Annotated in this window: 7 protein-coding genes and 1 pseudogene; 4 read left to right on the top strand and 4 right to left on the bottom strand. The window is 63.2% G+C overall.

Annotation, left to right across the window (positions count from 1 at the left end; translation table 11 throughout):
• A pseudogene (locus VGP39_RS18080) lies at nt 1-130 on the top strand (MFS transporter); the annotation flags it as partial.
• Between the two features lie 2 nt (nt 131-132).
• Here the strand turns inward: VGP39_RS18080 and VGP39_RS18075 are convergent.
• Nucleotides 133-3,831 (bottom strand): DUF3971 domain-containing protein, encoded by a 3,699-nt coding sequence (locus VGP39_RS18075; protein ID WP_327569469.1) that lies wholly within the window; start codon nt 3,829-3,831, stop codon nt 133-135.
• A gap of 209 nt (nt 3,832-4,040) precedes the next feature.
• Between VGP39_RS18075 and VGP39_RS18070 the strand changes: the two genes are divergently transcribed.
• Both VGP39_RS18070 and VGP39_RS18065 read left to right on the top strand, forming a co-directional pair.
• Nucleotides 4,041-4,835, top strand: coding sequence for a peroxiredoxin (locus VGP39_RS18070; protein ID WP_327569468.1), 795 nt, complete (start codon nt 4,041-4,043; stop codon nt 4,833-4,835).
• Between the two features lie 98 nt (nt 4,836-4,933).
• Nucleotides 4,934-6,295, top strand: a complete 1,362-nt coding sequence (locus VGP39_RS18065) for a M23 family metallopeptidase (RefSeq protein WP_327569467.1) — start codon at nt 4,934-4,936, stop codon at nt 6,293-6,295.
• 38 nt (nt 6,296-6,333) lie between these two features.
• Here VGP39_RS18065 and VGP39_RS18060 read toward each other — a convergent pair whose 3' ends face one another.
• Entirely contained in the window at nt 6,334-8,568 is a 2,235-nt protein-coding gene (locus tag VGP39_RS18060) for a fused MFS/spermidine synthase (RefSeq protein ID WP_327569466.1), read from the bottom strand.
• 201 nt (nt 8,569-8,769) lie between these two features.
• Here VGP39_RS18060 and VGP39_RS18055 point away from each other — a divergent pair, with 201 nt between their 5' ends.
• Nucleotides 8,770-10,932 carry a carbamoyltransferase C-terminal domain-containing protein gene (locus tag VGP39_RS18055; RefSeq protein ID WP_327569465.1) on the top strand — a complete coding sequence of 721 codons (2,163 nt, stop codon included), beginning with the start codon at nt 8,770-8,772 and terminating at the stop codon, nt 10,930-10,932.
• Here VGP39_RS18055 and VGP39_RS18050 read toward each other — a convergent pair.
• Both VGP39_RS18050 and VGP39_RS18045 read right to left on the bottom strand, forming a co-directional pair.
• Complete coding sequence (locus VGP39_RS18050) at nt 10,929-11,807, bottom strand: NAD(P)-dependent oxidoreductase (protein WP_327569464.1); 879 nt, start codon at nt 11,805-11,807, stop codon at nt 10,929-10,931. The genes VGP39_RS18055 and VGP39_RS18050 overlap by 4 nt on opposite strands.
• Before the next feature lie 3 nt (nt 11,808-11,810).
• Nucleotides 11,811-12,288, bottom strand: a 478-nt coding sequence (locus tag VGP39_RS18045) for a peptide chain release factor-like protein (RefSeq protein ID WP_327569463.1), incomplete at its 5' end; no start/stop codon positions are given.

Here is a 12,288-nt window from a genome sequence, read left to right as displayed (position 1 = left end):
ATTCGGCTCATGGAGCGGCGGCCTGATCCACGACCTGACCCACAGCTATAACCCGCTGATTGCCTTTGCGCTGATCAGCGTGTTCTTCGGGATGATTCCGTTTCTTTTCGTACCGGCGCTGCGGCGCTGAAATCAGTTCTGCCCCGGAAGCTCGACCGGGTTGTATTGTTTGCCGGTGTTGAACTCGAAAATCTTTCTCAGCACGCCGGGCGCCATTGCCGAGATCGGGTTGACCCGAAGTACCGGCGCGCCGGGGGTGCCGACCACTTCATAGGTGAGGCCAATCAGGCCTTCGTTGCTGCCGCCGCCCAGGAACAGGCCTACGATCGGAATTTGGCCGAACATGTTGTTCAGTCCGTACATCGGAACGAACGTACCGCTCATCCGCACCTGATTGCCGGGATAATCGATGCTGCCTTCGATGGTGGCGCCGACGGTCGGACCCTTCACCACGCCTTCCCGCACCGAGAGCTGCCCGTTCTGCCGGGTAAATTCCGCGCGCAACCGGGAAAAGGCGATGCCGGTCTGCGCGCCAGCCGACCCGCCGGCGGCGACCCGGTCCAGCGAACCCTCGCCCTTGATGGTGAAGTTGCGGACGTTGATCAGGCCCTCTTTGGCGTGCGGCTCGACCGTCGGCGGATCCATCGCCAGCTCCAACTGGCCGCCGGTCATCTTGGCGTAGGTGTCGGTGAACCGGAAAAATGCGCCGGCATCGCTGGTCTCGAGATATATCACTTCGCGCGCGCCCTGCCCGCGGCCGCGTAAATCTCCGGTCAGCGGGGTGTCGCGTCCGAGCTTGCCGCTGAGCGCAAAGTTCCGGATCGCTCCGTTGCGCCTGGACATCTTGACGTCGACGCTGCGCACCGCCTCGCCATTATAGCCCGCAACGGCACCGAGCTTCAGGTCGATGTCGAAATCGACATTCTTGGTTTTGCTTTTGGCGTCGGCGTCCTTGCCGGAGATGGCTGACTTGAGGAAACCGCGGCCATCGAAGACGTCGCCGCGCATCGTCACCTTCAAGGTGCCGTCGGAGGCCCGCTCGGCCTTGAGCGAGGTCCGGTCACCGTCGGAAGGAGAGTAGGTCGGGAAGTTCGCGCTTATCACGTCGCCGTTCTGATCAACCTCCAGCGATCCCTTGATGACCGCGCCGCCGCCGTCGATGACGATGTCTTCGAGCCGCGTCGATTGCTGCTTCTGCAGCACATTGAACACCGCACGGCTCGGCTTGCCGGGCAGTTTGACCCACCCGGGCAGGATATTGTCGAGCTTCAGCGCGGTCAGATCGGCGTCGATACCGAGGCGGCTGTCGCGATCGGCCCCGCCGATCTTGCCGATCAGCTTGACGGGAATTAAGCCTGACACCGCGGGGCCGAGATCGAACCCGAGCCGCGCCCGGCCTGCGTCATCGAGCGTCGCCTGCAATTTGACATCGGCGTCGCCCTCGCTCGGCTTGCGGTAGTCGAGCGAGGCCTGCTGTCCGTTGATCTTGACGTCGCCCTTGACCTGGTAACCCTGGTTATTGGCGGTGACTTTCAGGGTATTCGCCTCAAGCTTCTGGTTCATCACCAGACGATCGGCGGCAAACCCGCCGAGATCGGCGGTAATGGCATAGGTCGTATCGGCCTTGGTCAGTTCGTTCTTGATCGGCAGGCCCAGCGTGACCTGGGCTGCGAACTTGCCCTGGCTCGTGTTCGGATCGATCAGGGTGCCGGAGAATTCGCTCAGCCGATCCAGGGAAAGAATTTCGGCGGCCGCCGGTACCGGGCCGTCGATCCGGAACCTGACGCGCGCCGGCGCCGGTTTCGGCGCCATGTCCGGCACTTCGAAAACAAACTCGGTGATGTTGAGCTTGCGCCCCGCGGGCGTATCCACCGCGGCCTGCCCGATTGTCACCGTCGCGGTGCGACCGGTGACGCGAGCCTTCAGGTCGGCATCGCGCACCAGCGGCAGTTCATCCACCGGCCGCAACGTCACATTGCTCGCCAGAATATTGACCGCCAGACCATCATCCGGAATCGGCGGCCCGCGCCGCGAAAGGTTCCGCACCGGAGAGTTGACACCCACTTCGATGCGCTGAAGCGAGCCGCGTTCGATCCGTTCGATGACCCATTCGCGCACCTCCGGGACGATCAGGACCGGCCATATGCGCTTGAGCGCGGAGGCCGACATCGGCGTCCCCGCAAATCCGAGGGTCAGGCGCGGTTCCGACGCATAATCGACGCTGCCGGTTCCGGCGATTCCGATTTCACCGTTGCTGATGTCGGCCTGGGTCAGCACAACGCGTTGGTGTTCGGTTTCAAAGCGCAGGCCGATGGCGATCCGGTTGAAAATAAGCGGCGGCTCGCCGTCGCTCCCCGCAAGCACGATAGTGCCGCCGCTGAAGCCCATCCGCCAGTCGCGAATGCTGTCGTTGGGAGGTTCGAGATGCGCCAGCAGCGTGACGCGGTTGGGACCGGAAATGATCTTGAATGGCGCCACCAGCACGCGCCGTCCGGAATCCCATTCGACATTGATTTCCGCCGAATCGATTGCCATCGGGTAGTCCGGTGTATCGGCGTCGACGATGTTGCCCGCGCCGGCGGTAATCTTGCCGCGAAAATAGGTCGGCAGGCCATCACGGCCGAGTTCGCCTTTCAATTCGCCGCTGAGAGGAAAATCCGCGCTATAGGTCCGATCCTTCATGCGCAGGGCCAGCAGGATGTTCGTGGTAGACACCTTGTCGGCATGAATATCGACCGATCGCACGCCGTTGGCGGGCGGGCCGACCAGAATGCGGAGCGACCATGCGTGTCTGCCCTCTTCGCCGACGCTCAGCGCGACCCCGCCATTGCTCGGGCGGCGGAGGCTGAGGGTAATATTGTCAAAATTCCACTTGTTGCCGCGCTGCTGATCGTCAACGGTGAGGTTTCCGTTCTTCAGGCCGATTTCGTTGAGGTTCTGGCCGTCCAGCCCTGTCAGGCTGAGGCTATCGAGCCAATCAAGCCCGGCGAGCAGACCGCTTGTGGCATCGCCAGTCATGGCCGCCGTCCCCGCCTGCGGAGAAGCTTGCGGGGATGGCGTGGACGCCGAGGATTGCCCGAAAGGCAGAGGTGGCATATCCGGCCGCCGCGCGGAGGCAACGCCAGTAGCAAGCGGACGCGCGGTGTCGCCTGTCGATACGGTGACCCGGCCGTCCGGCGTGATGCGCACCGCCAGTTCGGCATCGACCAGATTGAGGCTTTCGGCGCGAAGCCGCCCCGTCAGCAACGCGGTGCCCGACAGTTTCACCTCAGCCTTCGGCGCGGTCGCGACAACGACGTGATCGCGATCGCGCACGACGATGTCGCGGATGCGCACGGCAATGCGGATTCGGCCGGCACGCTCGATCTGGGTGCCACCCACCTCGACGGTGTTGCCGTGGCCGATATTTTCCTCGATCGCCGCCGCCAGCCACGGCGTAGCCATCTCAAGGTTGATCGGACCCGCCCCGAGCCGCCACCACAGCCCGCCAAAACATCCAGTGAAGATCACCAGCAAGACGGCAATGACGATTGCAAGCCGTTTCACCCAGCGTTCGCGCGCGAGCCAGCGGCGTAGTGCGCCGATGCCGTCGCCGAACCGATGCAGGCCGGAGTTCGACGACAACAGCCGGCGCGCATGATGGCGCGCAGCCTCGGCTTGGTCCTGATCCCAGTCGGCATCATCCCAATTCGAAGGCTGGTCGGTGCGCGAATTCGACGCTTCGGGCGGCTTATTCCTTGCCATTGCCTCTCGGTGCTGGCGCTGATCATCAAACTGATCGCCGTCAGGAACTTGCGCATCGATGCGTCGCGAGCGCTCCTGTGGCGGCATCGCTGCCAATCCTTTGTTGAAACTGCTACTCGTCATCCGGCCCAAGAGCGCTTTCCAAAAAATGGGAACGGGTAGCCGCGTAGAATCCGTTGTAACCATACTCCGAGGTCGGCAGATTTGCCCAGCGCGGGCAGCTCGGCTGCAACTGCCGGCGCAGGACCCGCGATATTGCTATGGTTGACCCGCTGAAAGCGACGAAAGGAAGGCGTATGTCCAAGAAAACGCGCAAGAAATCCCCCACGGCGTCCCTTAAGAAGCCGCCCTCCAAAAAGCCCGCGCGCGCGGTATCGAAGACATCGGCCAAAAAGCTTCAAACCAGCCGACCGCCTGCGAAGACGCCGGCCAAGAAGTCAGCCGAGGCGCATGCATCCGCGGCAGCATTGCATAAGGCCACGTCGAAAAAGTTAAAAGCGGATGCTCCGCAAAAATCCGTCGCGGCGGCGGCGGCCGAGGCAAAGGCGGCCGCAAGGCCGAGGTCGGAGAACCCATCCGCCAGGAAACAGCCGGACCCCCAGGCCGCAGCGGCTCCCGGCAAAGCCGCCTTGTTGACCGAAGGCGCCAAGGCGCCCGCCTTCCGGCTGCCGCGGGACGGCGGAAACAGCGTCTCGCTGGCCGACTATGCCGGGCAAAAGCTGGTGATTTTCTTTTATCCGCGCGCCGACACGCCCGGCTGCACCAAGGAGGCGATCGAATTCACGCGATTGTCCGGCGCGTTCGGCGAGGTCCAGACCGCCGTGCTCGGCGTATCGGCCGACCCCTTACGGGCGCAAGAGGCGTTTAGGGACAAACACCAGCTTTCGATCCCGCTGGCTTCGGACGAGAAGCACGAGATGCTGGAAGCATATGGAGTTTGGGGCGAAAAATCCATGTATGGCAAGACCTTCCTCGGTATTGTTCGCACAACGGTTCTGATCGGAATCGATGGCAGGATCGCCAGAACCTGGCGCAACGTGAAGGTCGATGGCCATGCCGACGAGGTGCTGGCCGCGGCGCGTGCCCTATAATTGCGTGGCTCGTTCTCCAAAAATTAACCATGAGAGGGTCAAATCACCGCGCAAGTTGAGCCGAACGGATGCTGTTTCCGACCGGCGCGGGAGTGCCGATGTCGTACCGTTCGGGTCAATATTCCGAGTATCCGCAACATCATGCGCATGATCACGGCAGGTCGCATCCCAGGCGCCCGGCAACCGCTCACGCCGCAACCCAACTGCAATCCGGGCGGAGCGGCTACACCATCGTCCACGCCGGCAAGCAGGTGCGGTTCGGGCCCGTGGTGTTCTGGATCGTTATTGGCACCGTCACCGTGCTCGGCGCATGGTCGGCGGCGACCGCAACCTATTTCGCATTCCGCGACGACGTGTTGACGCGGCTGATCGCGCGGCAGGCGGACATGCAATACGCTTACGAAGACCGGATCGCCGAACTGCGCGCCAAAGTCGATCGAACCACCAGCCGCCAGCTGCTCGATCAGGAGCAGTTCGACCAGAAGCTCGATCAGATCATGCGGCGGCAGACTACCCTGGAATCCCGTGCTACCGCGCTCAGTTCGATCCCGGATGCCTCGGTCACCGGATCGATCAAGCCGCACCGGGGCGCAGCGACGACCGATGCAGGCTCTTCCGGCGTACCAAAACCCTCCCCGATCAACGACACCGTGATTTTTGTCGCGCCGCCGGATCGCGAAGCCCGGCTGGAATCCCGGACCCCGCCGATCGTCAATGCGCAGCCGAACCAGTTCGCGAAAATCCAGGGGGTCGACAACGTCCTGGTCCGGCTGCAGACCTCGCTCGATCATGTCGAAGTCCGCCAGATGGCGGCGCTCAGCTCCGTCGAAGACAGCATGGAATCGCGCGTCCGCCGCATGCGCGGCGTATTCACCGACCTTGGACTGGACATGGCGCAACTGGAAGCCGCGGCGCCGCGCTCCGGCATGGGCGGCCCGTTTGTCCCGGTCAAGCTTCCGGCGGATGCGGGGCCCTTCGAGCGGCGGCTCTACCGCATCAACGTCACCCGTGCCCAGGTCGAACGCCTCAACCGCACACTGACCCTGGTGCCGTATCGCAAACCGGTGATCGGCGAAGTCGAATTCACGTCGGGCTTCGGTGTTCGCAGCGATCCATTTCTGGGCCGTCCTGCCATGCACACCGGTCTCGATTTCAGGGCTGCGACCGGCGACCCGGTGCGTGCGACCGCGAACGGGAAAGTCGTGTCGTCGGGGTGGGCCGGCGGCTACGGGCGCATGGTGGAGGTTGACCACGGCAATGGTCTTGCGACCCGCTATGGCCACCTGTCCGAGATCAGCGTCAGGGTCGGCGATCCGATCAAGATCGGACAGGTGCTCGGCGCCGTCGGCTCGACCGGACGGTCCACCGGCCCGCATCTGCATTACGAAACCCGGATCGACGGCGAAGCGGTCGATCCGCAGAAGTTTTTGCGCGCCGGCGTCCGGCTCAGCTCCGGCTAGCCCGCAAACTGACTCGCGAGGGGCTGCTCAGGCGATCGTCACAATCGAGGGCTGGGTCCTAGCAACTTCGACACCGCCGAGCCCAGATAGTATTCCGTCACCGGCGAATAATCCGTATTGATCGGCACGCCGGCCGTTCGAGCGAGGATTTCCTCCCTGTTAAATCGTCGTTCGCAATTGATTGAACGGATCGCCGCCCCGGTTTCGGACGAGAAGCCTGCCACAATCGAGTTGAAGCGGACCTCGCGCAGGTCGCTGACCGCGGGTTTGCGCATGCCGATCAAGTACGTGCAGTATTGTTCAACGACCGGGAATATCGTCGCGAGCGTTTTCGGCACGACGAAGTACTCGTCGGTCCATACCATTACAGCGCCGCCCGGTATCAGATGCGTCTCCAATTGCCGAAAGAATTCGCGCGAATAGATGTTGTTGGAGAACGCGCTGGCGGTCCTCAGAGGATCCATCATGACGACGTCGAAACGCTGATTGGTCCTGTTCAACCATCGCCTCGCGTCGTCGTGAAAAACCGTCACTTTGGGATGCGACAGCATTGCCTCGATGAGTCCGATCTTGCGGAGATTTCTGATAGTCGTTGCGTTGATCTCGACCAGGGTGATCGCGCGGACCTTGGGGTCATGCAAAGCCGCTTCCAGCACGGAGCCCGTTCCCAGCCCGATGATGAGCACGTTTTGCGGGTTGTCGACGGAACTGAGGGTCTGGACGGCTTCAAGATAAAAAAACGGGTTCGGCCTGCCGCCATGCGCGCTGCCGTTGATGAAATGCCGCAAACGCACGCCATCGACATGCGTCAAAACCACTCCTTCAATTCCCTCCGCGAAATAATGCGAACCGCCGGTCAGAGGGAAATGCAGCGAGCGAATGACGGCGCTCGGCCCCGGGAATATGACCAGCAAGACAACGATAAGCACCGCGGGCGCGACAAGCCGGTACAAGATATTGCCGGAGCGTCGGCCTACTCCGCGGGACAGGAAAATGAAGAACAACAGGCCTGCCGTTACGAAAAACAGCATCGTCCGCTCGGTCCCAAGAACCGGCAGCAGGACAAATCCCGTGCCGAGCGCTCCGGCCAGGTTTCCGAACACCGCGGTAGCGTAGACCTTGGAGACGGCTTTCGCCGGATCCCGGGCAGCATCCGGCGCAAGCGAAGCCAGCAGCGGGAATGTAGCGCCCATCAAGTATGCCGGCAGCGCGATGAAGAAACCCGCGACGCCAAAGCATGCAAGCAGGTTCAGCGCGAACGCGCCAAGGGCTGCGAAAGACCATTGCTGCGGCGGGACCGGCAGTATCGGCTCTTGCCGGAGGTGGTCCAGGCCGAGCTCGGCGAGACTGCCTTGCAGATAGTAGAAGGTGCAAACCGTGCCCGCGACGGCCAGTGCGATCAGTCCGTTCAGAGCGAGATAGCAGTTTCTCGGACCCTTCCATGGAACGATGCGGGCGATGCGATGAACATGCCGGCTTCCGAACGCGATCGCCGCAAGATAGATGCTGAGCATAATGGTGAAGGTGTAGATCGAATCCTTCAACAGCACGCCCACCAGACGAAACCAGATGATTTCGTAGCCGATGGCGATGAAACCGCTGATAAAGACAGCCGGATACAGCAGACGCGGCGGCATGCTCTCCGTTTGCGCCGGCGCGGCTAACGGCTGCCCGGAAACATGGAGCCGCGGCTTGTTCCGAACCAGCCCAAAAATGGCTCCGGCCAAGAGCAGGTTCAGCAATGCGGCGAGGTAAATGGTTCCATTCAAACCGACCAGACTGATCAGGATGGCCCCGGCAACAAGACATCCGATCGCAGCCCCGATGGTGTTGATAAAATAATAGGATGACACGTTGCGCAGCAGATCGCGATCGAAATCCTGCAAGATCAGGATTGCGACGGGAAGGGTCGCGCCCATCAGCGCCGTCGGCAGCAGCAGAAAACAAAATGTGCAGACCGCGGCCAGCCAATAATCGGCGCCTGCCGTTACGGCGCCGAGCGATACAAGCAGAGGAACGCTCAGGATTCCGAACAGGCCGATCCCAAGCTCGATCGACATGTAGGCGATCAGCGTTCGAACTCGTCCGGGACGGCCCAGCCGCCCTCCAAAAAGGCTGCCGAGGCCGAGGCCGAACAGGAACGCGCTTATGACGATCGCCGAAGAGATCGCGCCGACGCCGTAAAACAGGCCGAGCAGCCGCTGCCAGGCGGTTTGATAGAGCAGCGAGGACATTCCGGAAGTCAGAAAAAACAGGCTGAGAAACAGCCGCATCCTTATTCCGGGTGCCTCACCGGCTGATGTCTTTTCAGAAAAAGGGCTGATGTTGCGTATCCGGACGGCGAACCATGCTCGATAGGTTGATAACCAGCGCTAACGACAGGGTCAATCGGAACAGGCGTTGTTGCATGCCGCCAATTGTGATTGATGCTTCACGGGCACCCGCCTGACGACCCCTCTAGGCCAGCGTTGAATATGCCTGACAAGCGAATTGGTCCGAGGTATCCGCGCCTAGGCGGCGCCGGCTTTCGTGCCGCGCATTGGCTCGGCGCGCGACTGCTGGCGACCGCGGGATTCCACCAGCTCGGCTCCGACTTCGCCAATGAACGAATCGCATTTGCTCGCGCGCAATTGGCGCGTGGCGAGACAGTCTATCTGGCCGGACTTGGTCCGCCCGGCACGCATAATTCGGGCGTCGCTCTGGTCGAAGTGACGCCGGCGAACGGGCCACGCCTCATCGTCAACAATGAGGAAGAGCGGTTTTCCGGCACCAAGCACACCAGCGAATATCCGAAAGCTTCGATCGACGCGATGGTCGCGACGCTGCGGAGCACGGGCCGCGATATCGGCGACATCGCAGCCTGGGTCACGACCTGGGATTACCCGATGCTGCTGGGAACGCTGGTTCGCTCGGTTCTGGAGGAAGCGCCGGCGAGCCTGAAACTGCTGCGCAACACCGAGGCCACCGGTTTCGACGGCCGCCGTCTCGAACAGATGACCCGCACCCCGAAGCTTCTCGGCAGGCAGCTTGGTCTGCCTGCGCGGGTGCCGTTGATCTGCCTGCCTCACCACGACAACCATGCATGGTTTTCATTTGCGGCCTCGCCGTTCGCCGACGGCGACGGGCCGGTTGCGGTGGCGGTGCTCGACGGCACCGGCGACCAGGGCTCGATCTCGTTGTACGTGGTCGAGGGCGGCGCCATGCGCCGCCTCTGCTGCAATGACAGCGTGTTCGATTCACTCGGCGCCTTCTACAGCGTGATCTCGTCGACCCAGGGAGGCTGGACCTGGCTGTCCAGCGAAGGGCGCTACATGGGTGCCGCGGCATGGGGCGACATGAACCGCGCCACCAATCCGTATTACGGGCGGCTCAAGAACGTGCTGGATTTCGCTGCCGGTGGCGCGGTCCATCTCAACCGCGCCATGGCCAACTGGCAGTGCGACCCGTTCGACCACCCTTACAAGCGCGCGCTGATCGACATTCTCGGCGAACCGTTGCGACCCGATCAATTGTGGAATCCCGACGCGGTGTTGCGTGTCGAGGACATCGATCACCGGCCCGACACCAAGGACCGGCTCGACAAGGCGGCGGCGACGCAACTGGTGTTCGAGGATGCGATGATCCATGTCGTCGATCATCTGCTGCGGACGAGCGGCGCGAGCCGGCTGGTGCTGACCGGCGGGGTAGCGCTGAACGCCATCGGCAACATGCGCCTGCTCGAATATTTCGACGAGGAATGGTTCGCCAGGGCACAGCAACGAAAAGCCCGGCTGCATCTATGGGTGCCGCCAACTCCCGGAGATGCCGGCGTCACCATCGGCGCCGCATGGCTGTTCGCACACCTTGCGGGCGCCGGGCGCGGTGCACCGATGACGCACGCGTTCTTTTGCGGCACGCCGCCAGCCCGCGATGACATCGCAGCGGCGCTCCAGGCCCCCGACATTGCTTCGCAACGTATCGGAGACATTTCAACGCCGGTTGGCCGCGACGCCATCGCAGACCTCATGGCCTTCATGGTGGCGCGGGGCGGCGTCATCGCGCTTTATCAGGGGGCGGCGGAGACCGGCCCCCGCGCGCTAGGCCATCGCTCGATCCTTGCCAACCCCTGCGATCCGCAAACCCGCGAGCGGCTCAACGAGCGGGTGAAATATCGCGAAGCCATCCGCCCGCTGGCGCCGATGGCGACGCTGGAGGCGGCGCTGGCGTATTTCGACCTGCTGGAAGGCGCGTCGGACGCCGACTACAACGCCTATAATTACATGGTTCTGACCGCGCAGTCGAAACCGTCCGCGCGCGAAAGGATTCCAGCCGTCATCCACGCCGACGGCACCGGCCGCGTGCAGATCGTGCGCGCGGAAGACGATCCCCTCGCTTACGCGTACCTGAAGGCGCTCGGCCGCCACATCGGCGTGGAGATATCGGTCAACACCTCGTTCAATGTCGCGGGGCCCATCGCGCAGACGCCGCGGCAGGCGATCGATACGCTGCGCCGCTCGAAGGGTCTCGACGTCGTGCTGCTGGTAGCCGGCGACGGCGCGGTATCGGCGGCATGGCATGGCGGCGAGCGCGACAGCGGGCGGTTCACGGCGTGGCTCGCCGAGTGGACAAGCAGTCACCGCCGCGTTGCGGCCGACTAGGCCTTGCCTTTCGGCCTCGAGACGATCTCGATCAAGCTGGCTTCGTCGGCATCGGGGCCGTGCGCTTTCGCTGCTTCATACGCCCGCACCGCCGCCCGGCTGACGGGTGCATTGGGCAGCAGGCTTTCAGCCAGTTCGACGGCATATGCGGCATCCTTGTGCCGAAGCGCGACGGTGAACGAGGGATTGCTGAAATCGCGCTCAACCATGCGCCGGGAATGGCGGATCACCTGGGGGCTCGCCACTGCGCTGCTGGCCATGGCTTCCAGAACAATTTTGGAATCGAGGCCGGCCTGCTCTGCGATTGCCAGTCCTTCCGCAAGCCCGGCGATCTGGATCGCGCCCATCAGATTGTTGATCAGCTTGTAGACGGTGCCGCTGCCCACCGGCCCGAAGTGCCGGATTACGGTGGCGAGCGGTGCAAGAAATGGACGCGCCCGTTCCAGATCGGCGGCGTCAGCGCCCACCAGCAAGGTCAGTTTTCCGGCCGCCGCGGCGTTCGGCAGGCCAGTGACCGGGCTATCGATATAGACAAGGCCCCGCGCGCGCAGCTGCCGGTCGAGGTCGAGCGCATGCCGGTATGACACCGTGGAACATTCGATGGCCAGCACACCGGGTCTGGCGGCCGTAGCGGCGCCGTCCTTGCCAAGCCACACCGCGCGAGATGCTTCATCATCGGCGACCATGGTGACGATCGCATCGGCGCCATCGGCGGCATCCGCCGGCGAATTCGCCCAGCGCGCGCCGCGCGCGACCAGATCGTCCGCCCTGGCCTTGCTGCGATTCCAGACCGCGACGGTGAATCCGCCATCGAGATATCGGCCGGCCATGCCGCGGCCCATCCGCCCGAGACCAATGAAGGCTACATGCGCCATCAATTAATCCACATCTTCGACCGAAGCCGGCGGAGCGCCGAAGGCGCGCTGCGCCAGCGTCGCCGCCATGAATTCGTCGAGGTCGCCGTCGAGCACGCCTGATGTGTCCGACGTCTGCACGCCGGTCCGCAGGTCCTTCACCATTTGATAGGGCTGCAGCACGTAAGAGCGGATCTGGTGGCCCCAGCCGATGTCGGTCTTGGCGGCCTGGTCGGCGGCGGCCTGCTCCTCGCGCTTCTTCAATTCGATTTCATAGAGCCGCGCGCGCAGCATGTCCCAGGCCTGCGCCTTGTTCTTGTGCTGCGAACGGCCGGCCTGGCAGACCACCGCGACCCCGGTTGGAATATGGGTCAGCCGCACCGCGGACTCGGTCTTGTTGACGTGCTGGCCGCCGGCGCCGCCGGAGCGCATCGTATCGACGCGAACGTCGGATTCGGCGATGTCGATCTTGATTGAGTTGTCGACCACCGGAAAGATCGCG

This window comes from Bradyrhizobium sp., assembly GCF_036009065.1.
Classification (GTDB): domain Bacteria; phylum Pseudomonadota; class Alphaproteobacteria; order Rhizobiales; family Xanthobacteraceae; genus Bradyrhizobium.
The sequence above is the reverse complement of the archived record's forward strand: the minus strand, read 5'-3'. Positions and strand labels throughout refer to the sequence as shown.

What these genes read in the sequence shown, in the direction of transcription:
- VGP39_RS18075 (WP_327569469.1), bottom strand. Translation starts at nt 3,831, where the DNA reads ATGCCGCCACAGGAGCGCTCGCGACGCATCGATGCGCAAGTTCCTGAC.
- VGP39_RS18070 (WP_327569468.1), top strand. Translation starts at nt 4,041, where the DNA reads ATGTCCAAGAAAACGCGCAAGAAATCCCCCACGGCGTCCCTTAAGAAG.
- VGP39_RS18065 (WP_327569467.1), top strand. Translation starts at nt 4,934, where the DNA reads ATGTCGTACCGTTCGGGTCAATATTCCGAGTATCCGCAACATCATGCG.
- VGP39_RS18060 (WP_327569466.1), bottom strand. Translation starts at nt 8,568, where the DNA reads ATGCGGCTGTTTCTCAGCCTGTTTTTTCTGACTTCCGGAATGTCCTCG.
- VGP39_RS18055 (WP_327569465.1), top strand. Translation starts at nt 8,770, where the DNA reads ATGCCTGACAAGCGAATTGGTCCGAGGTATCCGCGCCTAGGCGGCGCC.
- VGP39_RS18050 (WP_327569464.1), bottom strand. Translation starts at nt 11,807, where the DNA reads ATGGCGCATGTAGCCTTCATTGGTCTCGGGCGGATGGGCCGCGGCATG.